This is a genomic window from Bosea sp. NBC_00550 (genome assembly GCF_026020075.1).
Taxonomy (GTDB): Bacteria; Pseudomonadota; Alphaproteobacteria; order Rhizobiales; family Beijerinckiaceae; genus Allobosea.
The window spans coordinates 2,660,348-2,676,508 of the sequence record NZ_CP102772.1 but is presented as its reverse complement, the minus strand read 5'-3'; the positions used below and the strand labels follow the sequence as shown (position 1 = coordinate 2,676,508).

Annotated in this window: 14 protein-coding genes and 4 pseudogenes; 10 read left to right on the top strand and 8 right to left on the bottom strand. The window is 64.2% G+C overall.

Annotated elements, in window-relative coordinates:
• Positions 1–18 precede the first annotated feature (18 nt).
• A complete protein-coding gene (locus NWE53_RS12800; RefSeq protein WP_265054640.1) occupies positions 19–1,050 on the top strand; it encodes an ArsR/SmtB family transcription factor in 1,032 nt (343 codons plus the stop codon).
• Between the two features lie 136 nt (positions 1,051–1,186).
• On the opposite strand, the pseudogene NWE53_RS12795 reads toward NWE53_RS12800, so the two are convergent.
• The 8 genes and pseudogenes from NWE53_RS12795 to NWE53_RS12760 all read right to left on the bottom strand — a co-directional run bounded on the left by NWE53_RS12795 (position 1,187) and on the right by NWE53_RS12760 (position 8,672).
• Positions 1,187–1,878, bottom strand: a pseudogene (locus NWE53_RS12795) (IS110 family transposase).
• Positions 1,879–2,044: 166 nt separating this feature from the next.
• A pseudogene (locus tag NWE53_RS12790) lies at positions 2,045–2,268 on the bottom strand (L,D-transpeptidase); the annotation flags it as partial.
• A gap of 53 nt (positions 2,269–2,321) precedes the next feature.
• A complete protein-coding gene (locus NWE53_RS12785) occupies positions 2,322–3,068 on the bottom strand; it encodes an SDR family NAD(P)-dependent oxidoreductase (protein ID WP_265054639.1) in 747 nt (248 codons plus the stop codon).
• On the bottom strand, positions 3,068–4,348 hold the full coding sequence (locus NWE53_RS12780) for an ABC transporter substrate-binding protein (RefSeq protein WP_265054638.1): 1,281 nt from the start codon (positions 4,346–4,348) through the stop codon (positions 3,068–3,070). Before NWE53_RS12780 ends, NWE53_RS12785 begins: the two co-directional genes overlap by 1 nt.
• A gap of 25 nt (positions 4,349–4,373) precedes the next feature.
• Positions 4,374–5,303, bottom strand: coding sequence for an NAD(P)-dependent oxidoreductase (locus tag NWE53_RS12775; RefSeq protein ID WP_265054637.1), 930 nt, complete (start codon positions 5,301–5,303; stop codon positions 4,374–4,376).
• Positions 5,303–6,601 carry an extracellular solute-binding protein gene (locus NWE53_RS12770; protein WP_265054636.1) on the bottom strand — a complete coding sequence of 433 codons (1,299 nt, stop codon included), beginning with the start codon at positions 6,599–6,601 and terminating at the stop codon, positions 5,303–5,305. Before NWE53_RS12770 ends, NWE53_RS12775 begins: the two co-directional genes overlap by 1 nt.
• Positions 6,602–6,610: 9 nt before the next feature.
• Entirely contained in the window at positions 6,611–7,909 is a 1,299-nt protein-coding gene (locus NWE53_RS12765; RefSeq protein ID WP_265054635.1) for an ABC transporter substrate-binding protein, read from the bottom strand.
• Positions 7,881–8,672 (bottom strand): FadR/GntR family transcriptional regulator, encoded by a 792-nt coding sequence (locus tag NWE53_RS12760; RefSeq protein ID WP_265054634.1) that lies wholly within the window; start codon positions 8,670–8,672, stop codon positions 7,881–7,883. Before NWE53_RS12760 ends, NWE53_RS12765 begins: the two co-directional genes overlap by 29 nt.
• Positions 8,673–8,767: 95 nt before the next feature.
• On the opposite strand from NWE53_RS12760, the gene NWE53_RS12755 reads away from it, so the two are divergent.
• The 9 genes and pseudogenes from NWE53_RS12755 (at position 8,768) to NWE53_RS12715 (ending at position 16,147) form a co-directional block, all read left to right on the top strand.
• A complete protein-coding gene (locus NWE53_RS12755; protein ID WP_265054633.1) occupies positions 8,768–9,892 on the top strand; it encodes a mandelate racemase/muconate lactonizing enzyme family protein in 1,125 nt (374 codons plus the stop codon).
• A 3-nt stretch (positions 9,893–9,895) separates the two neighbouring features.
• Complete coding sequence (locus tag NWE53_RS12750) at positions 9,896–10,771, top strand: carbohydrate ABC transporter permease (RefSeq protein WP_265054632.1); 876 nt, start codon at positions 9,896–9,898, stop codon at positions 10,769–10,771.
• Positions 10,764–11,597: a carbohydrate ABC transporter permease gene (locus NWE53_RS12745; protein WP_265054631.1), complete on the top strand. Its 834-nt coding sequence runs from the start codon at positions 10,764–10,766 to the stop codon at positions 11,595–11,597. Before NWE53_RS12750 ends, NWE53_RS12745 begins: the two co-directional genes overlap by 8 nt.
• A gap of 20 nt (positions 11,598–11,617) precedes the next feature.
• Positions 11,618–12,487: a DUF6772 family protein gene (locus NWE53_RS12740; RefSeq protein ID WP_265054630.1), complete on the top strand. Its 870-nt coding sequence runs from the start codon at positions 11,618–11,620 to the stop codon at positions 12,485–12,487.
• Positions 12,487–12,822 (top strand): hypothetical protein, encoded by a 336-nt coding sequence (locus NWE53_RS12735; RefSeq protein WP_265054629.1) that lies wholly within the window; start codon positions 12,487–12,489, stop codon positions 12,820–12,822. The genes NWE53_RS12740 and NWE53_RS12735 overlap by 1 nt, the downstream gene beginning before the upstream one ends.
• A gap of 158 nt (positions 12,823–12,980) precedes the next feature.
• Positions 12,981–13,480 (top strand): annotated as a pseudogene (locus NWE53_RS12730) (IS5 family transposase); the annotation flags it as partial.
• Positions 13,481–13,570: 90 nt separating this feature from the next.
• Positions 13,571–13,822, top strand: a pseudogene (locus NWE53_RS12725) (IS6 family transposase); the annotation flags it as partial.
• Between the two features lie 136 nt (positions 13,823–13,958).
• Complete coding sequence (locus NWE53_RS12720) at positions 13,959–14,984, top strand: amino acid ABC transporter substrate-binding protein (RefSeq protein WP_265054900.1); 1,026 nt, start codon at positions 13,959–13,961, stop codon at positions 14,982–14,984.
• Between the two features lie 29 nt (positions 14,985–15,013).
• Positions 15,014–16,147: an amino acid ABC transporter permease gene (locus NWE53_RS12715; protein ID WP_265054628.1), complete on the top strand. Its 1,134-nt coding sequence runs from the start codon at positions 15,014–15,016 to the stop codon at positions 16,145–16,147.
• Positions 16,148–16,161: the final 14 nt, after the last annotated feature.

Sequence of the window (16,161 nt, the reverse complement as noted above, 5' to 3'; positions counted from 1 at the left end):
AGGACGGCGCCCGCAAGGATGAACGAGAGCCCGCTATCACCGCATCGCGGACGCCGCAGCAATGGCGGCAGGGTGTCGCGCGCCGAGGGCCGGCAGGATCTGGGCTTCCTCGTCGTCAACGCGGACCGGCAATATCAGGTGCTGCGCGGCCTGGCCTCCCCGGTCAGGCTCCGCATCCTGAAACTGCTCAACCGGCAGGGGCCGAAGAACATAAACCAGATCGCCGAGGCGCTTGGCCTGCCGCAATCGACGATCGCGACCAATGTGCAGGTGCTCGAAGAGGCCGAGCTGATCTCGACCTCGCTTGGCAAGGCGGCGAAAGGCCAGCAAAAGATCTGCACAGCGCGGTATTCCGAAATCGTCGTCAATCTCGACCCGGACGATCCGAGCCGCGACCGCAACATCGTCGAGGTCGAAATGCCGCTTGGGCTTTATACGAGTTCGAACGTCTCGGCGCCCTGCGGGTTCTGCTCGACCGAACGCATTCTCGGCGTGCTCGACGTGCCGGAGCTGTTCCTCGATCCGCGCCGGGTCCAGGCCGCGCTGATCTGGTTCGGCCGCGGCTATGTAGAATACAAGTTCCCGAACAACGCCAAGGTGCTGAACCAGGCAATCACGGCGCTGGAATTCGAGATGGAGATGTCGTCGGAGGTGCCGGGCACGAATGCCCACTGGCCCTCAGACATCAGCCTCTGGGTCAACGAGCGCAAGGTCGGCACCTGGACCTGCCCCGGTGACTATGGCGACCGCCGCGGCAGGTATACGCCACCTTGGTGGAAGCTCGAAGGCTCGCAATACGGCATCTTGACGACCTGGCGCATCACGGCCGAAGGTACTTTTCTCGGCGAACGCAAACTCAGCGATATCGCGACGACGGATCTCGACCTCGATCGCCACCACTCGATCCGGCTGCGCATCGGCATCGACGACAAGGAGGGCCGGCCCGGGGGCATCAATATTTTCGGACGCGGCTTCGGCAACCACAATCAAGACATCAAGATGCGGCTGCATCTGCGTGGCATGAACGCCCTGCATCACGTCGCGCCGTGACGGCCCGCGGAGGACTAGTTTCAATCTTCGAGCGTCACGATCGCGTGACGCTCGGGATCGTAGTCGCCACGTGTCCGCCATCAGCGCGCTTGAGACCATTTACGGGTTTTCGGAAACGGAGCGACTGTCTTGTTGGTCAAGCGGGAATTGGTTGCCATGGACGTCTATCTCGCAGGATTGCGTTGAGGATAGTGACTAGCTTTGGAGCGACGGCGATTTGGGCGAGGAGCTTTGGTTTTCCGCCAGCGATGAGCTTGTCGCGGAAAAGTTTGAGCACTGGATTATGGCGCGCGGCGACCATGGTTCGACGAATAAGGAGCACGCTCTTGCGGCCGCCGCCGATGAAGCTCTTTCCGAGTGATGCTCTGAATCAACGTTTATCGCTCGGCGACGTTCCCGCTGACCTTCGGCGGCGATCATCTCGACGATTTGGCGCCGGCGAGCGACCAGATCGGCTAGAAGCCTTGTCATCTCGTCCGGCATTTGCCGCAGCTTCGGCTTGGTCGCTTCGGCGAAATGAGTGATCACGGTTGGCGTCAATCGGATCGGTCTTCGCCCGTTTGCCGAGCGTTTGGGCGAAGGCACGCACCTGCGCTGGATTGACCACCAACACCGGCAGGCCTGCGCCAGCCAGGCCAGCCGCAACCACCCTCTCGAAGTTCCAGTAGTTTCGATCGCCACTAGCTTCGGCGATAAGGCAATGAGCTGAGCGATGAGATAATCGATCCCCGCGCCCGTGCGCTTGACGATAAAGCTCTCGCCGGTCGGATGAATCGCCACATCCAACCGATCCTTCGACACATCGATGCCAATCGTCATGGCGTCCATCTGATCCCATCCTTGCGCAAGCGGGCTTCGCAAGCGGCCCGAGCGACTGTTCGGGTGCGATGGAACGGCAGGCGAGGACACGCGCTCCCTTGCGGGCTCAGCCTGCGGCGGCGCCGTGGCTGCGCGCGAGCCCTGCGAGTTATCGCAGATTCTGCCCGTCACGGCTTTAATCCACTAAGTGCACCGGCACGCCCGGGCGCACTAGGTCGGCGAGTTTCTCCACATCCCAGTTAGTCAATCTCACGCAGCCGCGCGACGTCGTTTTACCGACTTGAGAGGGTTCGGGCGTTTCGTGAATCCCGAATGTGGGCTCAGACAGTGCAATCCAGACGGTCCGACCGGGTTATTAGGCCCAGGCGGCAGGACGAGGGTTTCGTCGTTGTTGCCCTGATACGTTTATCGATAGTCACGATATGACAAATCGGTCAATGCACTGGAAAAATCTAAAGCCGCATGCCGCCATCCACCGCGATCTCGGCGCCGTTGATATAGCTTCCCTCTGGAGAGCAGAGCAGCAGCGCCAGACCTGCGCAATCATCGGGGAGGCCGATCCGGCCGAGCGGGATGCGTGCGAGAGCCTGCTCCTCGCGGCCGGGCTGAGCCAGGATCGAGCGATTGCGATCGGTGCGGATGGCGCCGGGCTGGATGACGTTGAAGGTGATGTCCCCGGCTCGCGTCGTCCGGGCGAGGTTCAAGATCATGTTCGTCTGCGCGGCCTTGGTGGCGGCGTAATAAAGGCAGTCGGCATTGGCGCGCGCCTCCTGCACGGAGCCGATCGCAATGACGCGACCAAAGCTCCGGGCCTGCATGCTGGGGAGGAAGGCTTTCAGGAGCCGCGCCGTCGCGTGCAGATTGACCTCGCTCTGCACCGCCAGAGCCTCGTCGCTCAATTCGGCAAGCGTCTGGCGGATCTCGACCGAGGCGCAGAGCACGAGGAGGTCGGGCGCGAGCGCTTGCTTATCGAGTTTGGCGCGCATCAGGCCGATGGCATCCGGCTGGGCGAGATCGGCGATCAGCGGTGTCGCCTGTGCGCCGCTGCCGAGGCGACGGGCGACCGCATCGGCCTCTTCGTCGCGATCGTGGATGACGACATGCGCGCCCGCGCCGGCCAGGGCCGTCGCGATGGCGAGGCCGATCCCGCGCGCCGCGCCGGTGACCAGCGCGACGCGTCCCGAAAGTGCGCCCGTCATCAGCCGAGCAGCGGCTTCACGCGTGCGGTCGCATCGTCCATCGCTTGCTGCGCCGGCTTGCGGCCGAGCACGGCGGCCTGCGTTTCCTCGATGAAGATGTCGTGGGCGCGCGCCTGCTCGTCGAAAGCAGGAAGATGGATGCGCGAAGCCTTGAGCGCGGCGGCCTCGTCGGCGGCATAGGGCATCGCCGCCTTGAGCTTCTCGTCGGCATAGGTCGAGATGCGCACGGGGCCGTTGCCGTTCAGCGCCATCGCGGTCGTGCCGGCCTTGGAGGAGAGCGCGCGGATGAACTCCCAGCTCAGCGGCTTCTGCTTGGCGTTCTTCGGGATCATCAGCGACCAGAACTCGACCGTCGGCGCGAAGGCGACCTTGCCGGCGAGATCGGCCGCCATCGGCGGCAGCAGCGACTTGAAGCGCCCGCCATATTTGCCCTTGGACGGGTCGTTATAGGTGACGAGCCGGGCGAAGGGATTGATCGTCATCGCGGCCCGGCCCTGCTGCATCCAGGTCGTGATTTCCTCGTTGTTCACGGTGGCGAAGTTCCGCGGCAGCACGCCGGCCTTGTAGAAATCGGCGAGCAAAGAGAGTGTCTTCACCATCGGCGGCTCGGCCGCGACGATCTTGCCGTCCGATGTCATGTAGTCGCCGCCGAGGCAGCGGGCGAGGGTGAGGAAGTTCGAGGCGAAGACGGCGGTGAAGGCGAGGCCGTAGACCTGCGTGCCGTCCTCGCGCTTGAAGGTGAGCTTGCGGGCGAGCTCCGTCAGCTCCTCGAAATTCGTCGGCAGCTTGGTGACGCCGCGCTCCTCCAGCAACGCTTCGTTGTAGATCAGCGCGTTCGTCGCATGGCGCACCGGGATGCCGTGCAGGGCGCCGTCGAGCTTCAGCGGTGCGATCAGGCCGGGTGCGAAATCCTCCGGCGACTCCAGCGCCGCCTCCTTCATCAGCCCGTCCAGTGGCTCGAATAGTCTGAGGTTGCGCGGCACGGCGCGGCCGTTGAGCAGGTAGCCGACGTCGATCGAGGTCTCGCCAAGCGTGACCTCGCGCAACAGCCGCTCGTGGATGGCGTTGTTGTCGCCGAAGGTGACCCAGTTGACGCTGGCGCCGGCCTGATTGCGCCACGCCTCCGTTGCGTCGCCGCCGGGACCGGTGGTGGCGCAGGTCTGGTGGACGCGGTGACCGAGCGCGGTCACCGTCTTGGCCTGGGCCAGTGACGGAAGGGCCGCGAGCGCAGCGGCGCCGGCGGTTCCGGTGAGCAGGGTACGTCGAGAAATGGCGTGCATAGTGTCTACCTCGGAACGTTCGGTTTCAGGCAGCGGCGGTCTGTTCGCTCAGGCGGATCTCGACGCCGGCGCGCTCACTGACCAGGCGCAGGATGCTGGTGAAGTCGTCGCGCGGGTATTGCTCGGTCGTCTCGTCGAGCAATTGGAGAACGGCAGCGCCGAGCGTGAGCGGCACGCCAATCTCTTCAGCGAGCTTGGTGGCGAGGCGCTGGTCCTTGCGCGCCAGGCGCGACATGAAGCCCGGCGAGAAATCGCCCAGAAAGGCCTTGCCCGGCATCAGCTTGTGCAGCCAGGCGTTGTTGGTGCCAGTGCCGCCGCTGATCCTGACCATGAGGTCAAGCGGCAGGCCCGCCTTGAGGCCGATCGTCATAGCCTCGGCGATGGCGCTGACGATGCCGGCCGAGAGGAAGTTGTTGACGAGCTTCATCGCGGTGCCGTTACCGAGCTCACCGCAATGGGTGATCGTGTCGGCCATCCGGCGCAGCAGCGGCTCGACTTCCTGGAAGACGGTGAGATCGCCGCCAATCATCAGCGCGAGCGTGCCGGCCCGGGCGTTCTCAACGCCACGCGCCACCGGGCTGTCGATCATCCGGACGCCGCATGCCGCGAGGCGGGCACCGACGCGCCGGCTGGTGACCGGATCGATCGTGCTCATGTCGACATAGATCAAGCCGGGGCCAGCATTCGCCTCGATGCCGCCAGGACCCAGGGCCGTCTCCTCGACATCGGGAGCATCGGGCAGCATGGTGATGACAACGTCGCTCTGGCGCACGAGTTCGGCGATGGTCGCAGCGCGGTGGGCGCCAGCATTCTCTGCTTCGGCGAGCGCCGCCTCGCTGAGATCGAAAACCGTCAGCGGATAGCCGCCACGCAGTACGTTGAGCGCCATCGGCAGGCCCATCGTGCCGATGCCGATGAAGCCGATTCTGGCGTTGGGAGACAAAGTGGCAGCCATCAGGATTTCACCATGGGTTCGACGCGGCGCTTGAGATCGGCAACGCCCTGCTCGGGCGTGATCTGGCCAAGGGCGACCGCCTGGACGGCCTGCGCGAGCGCATCGCCGGCCTCGACGGCGCGGTCGAAAGCAGGCAGCGGCGGGCGGGCAACGGCCAGGACCTTTGCCTCGGCGGCGGCGTAGGGCACCGCGTCCTTGACGCGCTGGTCATCATAGGCGGAGGCCCGGACCGGGCCGTTGCCATTGAGGGCGCCCCGGATCACCGCCTCCTTCGCGGTCATCGCCTTGACCAGCGACCAAGCGAGCTCCTTGTTGCGCGAGTTCTTCGGGATGACGAAGGACCAGAACTCTGTCGTGCCGACGATGGCCCCAGTGCCGAGATCGAGCGAGGCCGGCGGCGCGATCGCGCTGATCTTGCCGGGAAACTGGCTCTTCTGCGGGTCGTTGAAGGCGAAGTACCGGCCGAAGGCGAAATGGCACATCGCCGCCCGCCCGGCCTGCATCTGGGTGATGACCTCGTCCTGCTTGAGAGTTGCGAAATTGCGCGGCAGGGCGCGTGCGGCGTAGAGGTCGCGGAAGACCTCGAAGGTCTTCAGCATGCCGACCGCGTTGGGAATGACCTCGAGGTCCTCGCTGATGAACGGCGCGTCCCAGGCAAGCGACAGCGTCACCATGTTGACGTAGCTGACGCCTTCCATCGCAAAGCCGCTGACCGGCACGCCGGCGGAGTTGGTGAACGTCGCCGCCTTGGCGATCTCGATCATCTCCTCGATCGTCTTCGGCGCCGCCGCGAGCTTGCGCTCCGCGAGGATGGCCTCGTTGACGTGCAGCCCGGTCGTGGCATGGCGGAACGGGATACCGCGGATCGAACCGCCGACGCTCAGGGCCTTGACCATGCCGGGCGCGACCCCGGCGAAATCCTCGATCGGATCGGCCTTGTGGAGCGCATCGAGCGGTTCCATCAGGCTGAGCACGCGGGGGACGGCGAGGGTGTTGACGACGAAGCCGAGATCGAAACTCGTCTCGGCCAGGCTGGCCTCGCGCAGCAGGCGCTCATGTAACGGCGCTACGTCGAAGGTCGACCAGTTGACGCCGGCGCCGGTCGCTCTCGACCAATCGCCGATGATGTCGCCGCCCTTGCCGCCTTCGCCGGTCATGACGTTGCGGTGGACCCGGTGGCTGATGATGTTGAGCGACTTGGCCTGCGCCCGAACGAGGGCGGGCATGGCCAGAACAGGGAGCGCGAGAGCGGTCCCGGCAAGTAGCGCGCGGCGCGATGGCTGGCAAAGCTTCGTCATGGCGCCCTCCTAAGCCGGAAGCAGCGGCTGGACGCGCTTGACCAGCGAGGCCATCGCCTCCTCCGGCGTCTTCATGCCGAGCACGGCTGCCTCGGCCTCCTCCTTGAATAGGTCGCCGGCGCGGGCCGCCTCGTCGAAGGCCGGCAGCGGGATGCGCGCCACCTTGAGCACCTTCAGCTCCTCTGCGGCATAGGGCACGGTCGCGGCGAAGCTCGCGTCGGCATAGGTCGAGGCGCGGACCGGGCCGTTGCCGTTGAGGGCTGCGCCAAGCGTCGCTTGCTTCGAGGCCATCGCCTTGATGAAGCTCCAGGCCAGGTCCTTGCGCTTGGAGTTCTTGGGAATGCAGAGGCCCCAGAATTCGACCTTGGCGGGGGCGGCATCGTACTTGCCTGCCAGCGCCTTCGAGGCGGGCACGGCAATGGTCTTGATTTTGCCGGGGAATTTCGACTTCTGTGGATCGTTGTAGATGCGGTTGCGGCCCATGCTCTGCAGACTCATCGCGGCCCGGCCCGTCTGCATCCAGACATTGACGTCCTCGGTGGAGAGCGTCGCGAAATTGCGCGGGAAGGCGCCGGCCTGGAAGAGCTCGCGCAGCAGCTTGATCGCGTTCAACATCGGCGGCTGGTCGGCGACGCATTTGAAGTCGGGCGTGATGAAGTCGCCATCCCAGGCGCGGGCGATGTCGATGACGTTGGGATAGGTCACGCCGGGCATGCACAGGCCGACGACGGCAGTCCCGTCAGCCCTGCGATAGGTGCAGGCGCGGGCCATCTCGACCATTTCCTCGATCGTGGCCGGCGGTTTGGTGAAGCCCTTCTCCGCCAACAGTTCCTCATTGTAGTGCAGCCCGGAGGAGGCGTGCCGGAAGGGGATGGCAACCTGCTTGCCCCCGGCCTTCATGCCCTCCATCAGGCCCGGGAAGATGTCGGGGGCGTCATCGAGCGGGTCGCGCTTCATGAAGTCGTCGAGCGGTTCGAACAGGCTCGCGGCGCGCGGCACGGCCTGGGTGTTGAGCAGGAATCCGACATCGACCGAGGTCTCGCCCAGGCTCGCCTCGCGGAACAGGCGCTCCTGCAGGGGGCCGGTGTCGAAGGTGGTCCATTGCACCGTGGTGCCGTTCTTGTCGCACCAGGGCTTGGTGATGTCGCCGCCCTGCGCGCCGGTCGCGACCGTCTGCATGACGCGATGCGCGAAGAGGTTGAGCGGCGCCGTCTGCGCCAGCGCGGCTGCGCTGTCGAGCCCGGCGAAACTCAGCCCGATCAACCCTCCGAGGACCTGCCTACGGTCCAGCCCTGTCCCTGCTGTCATTGTTGTCTTCCTCCCGGATTGTCGCGACTTCCGCGATGGCGACTTCAGCCGCTTCGAAATGCTTGCTCATGGCTCGCTCAGCCCATTCGCCGTCACCAGCGCGAATGGCGTCGACGACCTCGACATGGCGCTCGTAGGTCTCGCGCCAGTCATCGATGTTGCGGGTGCTGCGCGAGTTGAACAGCTCCATGATCTCCCGGTTCAACGGGCGGAGCGCCCGGATCTGCAGGTCGAGCAGGGTGTTGCCGGCCGAGGCGGCGATGGCCTCGTGGAAGTCGAGATCGGCCTCGATCCAGCGTGGCACGTCGGCCCAAGAGTTCTCGAGCCGCTTCAGGATCTCGGTCAGCCTGACGACATCGGCCTCGGAGCGACGCTCGGCGCTGTAACGGGCGACTGGTGGCTCGAGCACTCGGCGCAGTTCGATGGCCTCCGTGAGGCCGGTCTTGCTGCCTCGCACGGCAAAGCGGAAGAAGCGGTCGAGAGGGGCGGCGTCGAGCGCCTGCACCCGCGTCGGCTTGCCCTGCTGGATATGGACGACGCCCATGGCCGCGAGCTGGCGGATGGCTTCGCGCGCGATTGGCTTGCTGACGCCGAAGGAGGCGGCCATGCGCGCCTCTGAGGGCAGCACGTCTCCGGGCTTGAGGCGGCCGTCGTGGATCGCCTGCGTGATGCGCTGGATCAGGGCGTCGCCGAGCCGCGTCGGCACGACGTCGAGGTCGGCGAACGGATCGTCCTCGATAAGGGCCGCGGCGGGATCGGTCATTCACAAGCTCCAACGACATGATTGACAGATGCCGGCCAATCTGGCAACTGTGCAGCCTATATGATAAGTTACCGTCCTGGGGAGGGCGCATCGTTATGCCGGCTCGCAGCATCTCGCAGATTGTTGCCTATCCGCTGCGCGCCGTGCTGGCCAAGGCCCAGCGCACCTCACAGGGCGACTATCCCGCCATCGAGATCGTCGTCGTCGAGGTCACGACCAGCGACGGCATCACGGGCTTCGGCGAGGGGCTGTGCAGGCGCGGCGCAGCCGGCTATGCCCGCTTCATCGAGGAGGCGTTCATCCCCCGCCTGATCGGCAAGGACCCGGCCGACCGGCGCGCCCTGTGGAAGCTTATGCGCGGCGCGCTCTCGGGCCAGCCCGGCGGGCAGATCGTCGAGGCGATCTCGGCCATCGACATCGCGCTCTGGGACATCGCCGGCAAAGCGGCGGGGGTACCGATCCACAAGCTGCTCGGCGGCATGGGCCGAACGCACGTTCCGGCCTATGCGTCCTCGATCAACTGGCTCGACGATGCCACGGTCGAGGGCGAGGTCGCGGCTGCACTCAAGGCGGGGTTCCGCGAGATCAAGGTCAAGCTCGGCCACCCGATCAAGGACGCGATCGCGCGGGCCAAATACATCCGCAAGCTCGCCGGCGACGAGATCGCGCTCTATGTCGATGCCAACTGGGCCTATGACGTCGACGACGCGCTGGTCGTCGGGCGGGCGCTGGCAGATCTAGGTTATGGTTTCTTCGAGGAGCCGATCGCGCCGCATGATCGCGAGGGCTATCGCCGCCTCGCCCAGCATCTGCCGATCAGGCTCGCCGCCGGCGAGAGCGACTTCGTCGCAAGCGAGGCGCTGGTCATGCTGCAGGATCGCTCGCTCGGGCTGATCCAACCGGACGTCTCGCGCTCCGGCGGCATCACGGAGACCTGGCGCATCGCCGAATTGGCCGCGAGCTTTAACACGGCCTATGCGCCGCATGTCGGCTGGTCCGGTGCGATCTGCGTCGCCGCCAGCCTTCAGCTGGCCGCGGCGGCCGAGACGCTGCGTACCTTCGAGTGCATGGTATACGCTAACCCGCTGCGCGATTCCTTCACGCATCCGGTAGTCGGCGACGGCAGTCAGCTCGTCGACGGACAGCTCCTCGTTCCGGAGGGTCCGGGTCTAGGTATTGAGATCGACCGCGACATGCTCGCGCGGCATCGGATCGCTTGAGCGATGCAGCAGCGCTCGGGCCTTGCCGCCTTCGCATTGGTCTCGCCGGTCCAGATGATGGTCGGCGGCATCATCTTCTTGCCGGCGATCTATGTGTTCTGGCTAAGCCTGAACCAATCCTCCTTCGGGCAGGCGGCCACCTTCGTCGGCCTCGCCAACTACGCCAAGGTGCTCAGCGACCCCTATTTCTGGCGGGCGCTGGTCAACACGGTGATCGTCGTTACCGTCGTTGTCCATGTCGAGCTTCTACTCGGCCTGCTTATGGCGCTGTTCTTCGCCTCCGGCATCCCCTTGCGCGCGCTGATGCTGGCTGTGGTGCTCGCGCCCTATGCCGTCTCCGAGGTCTCGGCGGTGGTGATGTGGCGCTACCTGTTCGAGCCCGATGTCGGGATGTTGAGCCAGCTTCTCGGCGCCATCGGCCTGCCGCCAATCGAATGGTCGGTGAATCCGAGCCACGGCCTGCTGATGGTCTGCCTTCTCTCGATCTGGCTGCACCTGCCCTTCAGCTTCGTCATCCTCTACGCCGCCCGCCTCGCCATCCCCGGCGAGCTCTACGAGGCCGGCGCGATCGATGGCGCCTCGGGCTGGATGGCATTCCGCCGTATCACCTTGCCGCTGCTGATGCCGGCGGTGCTGATCGCCGCGCTGTTTCGCTACATCTTCGCCTTCCGGCTGTTCTCGGAGGTCTGGCTGATGACCGGCGGCGGCCCTGCCCGCACCACCGAGGTGATGGCCGTCTACCTCTATCTCGAGGCCTTCCGGTACAACTCCTTCGGCGCCGCAGCCGCCACCGGCTGGCTGCTCGTGCTTGCGTCGCTCCTGCTCGCGCTGGTCTACCTGCGCGGGCTCTACAGGGAGATGTTCGGCAAGAATGCGTAAGCGCTCGCCCCTCATCACACTGCTGAAATTCCTCGGCGTCCTCGTCATCGCGGCCTGGTCGCTGGTGCCGATCGCGCTGATCGTGATGTCGTCCTTCAAGACCGACCGCGACATCTTCTCGGTCGCCTCACGCTTCAAGTTCGAGCCGACGCTGGCGAACTACGCCATGCTGTGGAGCCGCTGGGGCGACTTCTTCATCGGGCTGTGGAACAGCTTCATCGTGACCACGGGGGCGACCGTGCTCGCCGTCTCGGTCTCGCTGCTGGCCGGCTACGCCTACTCGCGCCATGCCAGCAGGACGCTGCAAGCGAGCGCCTTCTTCCTGATCTTCATCCGGTTGATACCGCCGATCGTGATCACGCTGCCGCTCTTCCCGGTGGTGAACTGGCTCAAGCTCAACGACACGCATTTCATCCTGATCCTGCTTTACGCGACCTTCTTCGTCTCGCTCGGCACGATTGTGATGCGGACCTTCATCGACCAGATCCCGCGCGAGCTCGACGAATCCGCGATGATCGACGGCGCATCGCAATTCCAGATCATCCGGCGGGTGATCTTCCCGCTGGCGGCCCAGGGCATGCTCGCGGTCGCGGTCTTCGTCATCGTCTACGCGTGGAACGAATTCCTCTTCGCTTTCATCTTCACCACCACCAGGGCCAAGACCGCGCCTCTGGTCGTGGCGGAGATGATCGGCGCGGTCGAGGGCGTGGAATGGGGTGTGCTCTTCGCCGCCTCCGCCATCCAGCTCCTGCCCGTGCTCGCCTTCGTCATCCTCATGCAGAAACATCTCGTCGCCGGGCTTACGGCCGGCGCGGTGAAAGGATAGTCATGACCCAACTCGAAGATATGCGCCGCGCCATCCGCGAGGCCGACCCGCAGCTCAGTCGTTTCGACCCCCTGCCGCGCATCATCTGCCTCGACGATTTCGATCGCGGCATGTGCGGCTGGACTCAGCTCGTCGGCAATTACGAGATCTCGCTCGACCAGATGCTGCCCGGCTATGCCCAGCACTCGCATGCGATGCTTTCGACACTGCCCAACTGGGACTTCGGCTCGCATGGCGGCGTCGATGGCTCCTATGCGCTGAAGCTCGCGACAAGGGCTAGGGCGGGCGCGCAGAACGTCACACTGAAGCGCCTGACCTTCCGCAAGGCCGGCCCGATCCGGATGGAGTGTTATTTCACCTTCAAGCCCGAGGCTAACGAGCTGCAGCTGATGGAGACGGATGTCCGCTCCTTCGGGTTCCTTTACGACCTCCAGGTGGGGGATCAAGCCGGAGCAGGCGGTCAGCGCGTAATGCCGCACTTACGCTTCCTCAACGCGCAAGACGGCAAGCACCTGCAGAAATGGCAGTTCAAGCGCAAGACCACCGAAATCTTACCGATCGGCAATGTCGGCAAAACGATCTCGCACTACCACCTCGCGCCAACCGATTGGGAAGACCTGCCCGGCGGCGAGCAGAAGCTTTGCTACAACGAGATTCCGACAAAGATAAACTGGCACTATTTACGATTTGATTTCGATCTCGCTACGATGCAGGCGACCGGGTTCCAAGTGAACGACCGTAAATTTGATCTCTCGACTTTCGAGCCAATCCGCATTCCGGCCATGAAGAATCTTTGGTGCATGCTCAACCTCTGCTTCTTCGCTGAGACGGACACTGACAAGCGCGCTTTCGCATATCTCGACTCCGTCTGCCTTTCGGGAGATTTCTAATGCTGCCTGAAAACCTCACTGCCGTCGTCGCCCGCAACGAGATCTGGACCGGCGACAGCGCGACGGAGCCTTACGAAGCCGGCTGGGCAAAGGAGGTGGTCGTCTTCGTTCGGGCGTTGAAAGATCCGATCGGAGCGCTGCCGAAAGCGCGCATCGAGATTTCGGCGGACGGGATGCATTGGGCGCCGGAAGGCTCGGAATTCGACCTGCCGACGGCGAAAGATGCGGTGACGTTCCGGCGACTCGCCCATTTCGGGAATTTCCTACGCGTAGCCGCGACGCTGCAGAAAGGCGTTGAGATCACAGTGTTGGTGACATTCCATTTGAAGGCTTAAATATATAAACGCACAAACTGAGAAGCAAACTTTGTGGCGTCTGAAAAAATAGCAAGTTGTGTTACTAAGACGATTTACATAAATAGCACGCCGTCCCGCAAAGCCGCCAAATCACAGGCGGCTTTGCTAAACATCTTTGTGGGTTCTGTAGAAAATTCACAAAGGCTTACGACGGCGACGTCCAGATGATCGACACCTCGGTCGTGCGGGTCCATCAACAGGGTGCGACCGGAAAAAGGGGGGTCGAGATCGTTGTCTCGGTCGCTCGCGAGGCGGGCTCACCACCAAAATCCATGCCCTCGTCGATGCGCAAGGGCGCCCGATCCAGCTCAAGCTGACGGCGGGACAAGCCAGCGACATCGCCAGCGCCGCCGACCTGATCGGCCATCTCGCTCCCGGCGCGATGCTGATGGCCGACAAGGGCTACGACGCTAACGCCTTGCGCGCCCTCGTCGGTGAACGCGGAGCCTGGGCCAACATCCCGCCCAAGAGCAACCGGAAGGACCCGATCTGCTTCAGCCGGCACCTCTACAGGAACAGGAACCTGATCGAGCGCTTCTTCAACAAGATCAAACAGTTCCGCCGCGTCGCCACACGCTACGACAAGCTCGCGGAGAACTTCCTCGCAAGCCTCAAGCTCGCATGCGTCAGGATCTGGCTACGCGGTAATGAGTCGACGGCCTACTATGCCTGGCGCGGGCGTTGTCGCGGGAATGGGCGATACGAGCCTGCCACGGAGGATCGTGGCATGTGGCCGGTTTCCTACGCCCGTCACCAGTTCCCGCCCGAGATTATCAGGCACGCCGTGTGGCTCTATCTGCGGTTCACCTTGAGCTATCGCGATGTCGAGGAGTTGCTGGCTGAGCGCGGCCTCGAGATCTCGTACGAGACGATCCAGCGATGGGTACTCAAATTTGGATGCAGCTATTCCCGCAACCCGCGCCGGCTGCGGCCGCAACCGGCGGACACCTGGCACCTCGACGAGATGGTGATCCGCATTCAGGTCCGTCGCCACAATGCCCATGTGACAACGCCTTATCGCAAGCGCACGGCGTTCATCGAGGGACGCTTGCGTTGCTGGATTGCGCTGCTTAAACCCGCGCTCGCGCGTCGTGATTGTTCCGGAGGATTACAGAATGAAATTAAGCCATCTCGTCATCGCTGCGGCCATGTTGGTCGTCCCGATGCTGAGCCCCGCGAACGCTGGCACACTGGACACCGTCAAGGCGCGGGGCACGCTGAATTGCGGCGTGGGCGAAAGCTTCCCTGGCTTCTTCGCCGCCGATGCGACCGGTCGCTGGAGTGGCCTCGACATTGACTTCTGTCGCGCTGTCGCGACCGCCGCCCTAGGCGATCCGGGAAAGGTGAAATATCTCCCAGCGACGCCGGCTGCGCGCTTTGCCCAGCTCCAGTCGGGCCAAGTCGATATCCTCTCCCGCTCCGTGACCTGGATCATGTCGCGTGAAGCCGGCCTCGGCCTGTCGTTCCCGGGTGTCACCTTCTTCGACGGCCAGGGCTTCCTTGTCCGTAAGGCGGCCGGGATCAAGAGCTCCCGCGCTCTGGAGGGCGCGACGATCTGCACCCAGACCGGGACGACGACCGAGCGCAATCTCGCCGACTACTTCCGGCAGTACAACATGAAGTACAAGCCTGTGGTGTTCGAGCAAGCTGACCAAGTTGTCGCGGCCTATGAGGCGGAACGCTGCGATGCCTTCACCACCGACAAGTCGACGCTTTCGGCCCGCCTCGCGAAGCTGAAGGACCCGAGCGCCCATATCATCCTGCCCGAGACGATCTCGAAAGCGGCCAATGGCCCAGTTGTTCGCCAAGGCGACGACCAGTGGGCCAACCTCGTGCGTTGGACGCTGAATGCGCTGATCGCAGGCGAGGAGCTCGGCGTGACCGCGGCAAAGGTTGATGACCTCGCGGCCAATACGACCGACCCAGAAATCCGCCGTCTGCTGGGCACCGACGGTGATCTCGGCAAGCTGATTGGCCTCGACAAGGAGTGGGCCGGGCGTGTTCTCAAGGCCGTCGGAAATTACGGCGAGATGTACGAGCGCAATCTGGGGTCGAAGGGCCCGATCGTCATCCCGCGTGAAAACAGCCTGAACCGCCTCTGGCGCGACGGCGGACTGCTGTTCTCGCCGTCGTTCCAGTAAAATACGGCGAGCGGCGGTGACTTAGTTCCATGGCGGCGGTTTCCCGAGACGCAGGCAAGAGCTTCTTGCGTCGTCATGGCATCGAATACGGCGTCTATGCCGCGACGGCCTGCGTCGTCGCGGTGTTCGCCGTCATAGCGATTTTCACGCTTCGCGCCCGCGGCATCCATGCCGGATTCGCCTTTCTCTGGGATACGGCCGGCTTCGACATCAGCTTCAGCCTGATCCCGTACGATGCGACGAAGACCTATGCCAATGCCTTCCTCGTCGGCCTGCTGAACACGCTCGTGGTGTCGGCCGTGGCTATCGGACTGGCGACCTGCCTCGGGCTCGGCCTGGCGATCGCCCGTCTGTCTGAGGATCGGCCCTTACGCGCGCTGGCGATAGCCGCGACGGAACTCGTCCGCAATACGCCGCTGCTGCTGCAGCTGTTCGTTTGGTACTTCATGGTGTTTGGCGCGCTGCCGCCCGTCAGGCAGTCGTTACATCTAGGCGGCTTTGCCATATTCAACAATCGCGGAATCGTGGTTGCGGCGCCGGGATTGAATGCGGTTGTCGCGGCTTGCCTGGCCGCCGGGGCAATATCAGTCCTGATTGCTGTCTCGACACGCCACCTGGCGAACGGCCTCCTCCGGCGATTGGCCGCCAGGAGCGCTCTCGCCATTGCGGGAGTGCTGCTCCTGTTCGCGGCGGCCGCCTTCGCCGATTGGGACCTGCCGGTTCAGCGCGGCTTCAACGTCACCGGCGGCCTCGCCTTGCCCCCGGAATTTGCGGCATTGGTCACGGCGCTCGCAATCTATGCTGCCGCCTTCATCGGGGAGGCCTTTCGCAGCGGCTTCGTCTCCGTGGCTGCCGGCCAATGGGAGGCAGCTCAATCGCTCGGCCTTGGCCGCTTCGCGACAGTGCGGCTCGTCGTTCTGCCGCAGGCGATCCGTGCCGCCCTACCAGCCCTTGGCAACCAGTTCGTCAATGTCGTGAAGGCCTCGTCGCTGGCTGCGGCCGTCGGCTTCCCCGATCTGATGCAGGTTTTTGGCAAGACCACCCTCAACCAAACCGGACAGGCTGTTGAGGTGATCAGTATCACGATGGCGGTGTATCTCGCGATCAGCCTAGGCATCTCCGGCCTAGTTCATCGCAGCGAAGCCAGATACTGGCGCGTATGACCCAGACCCCGGCT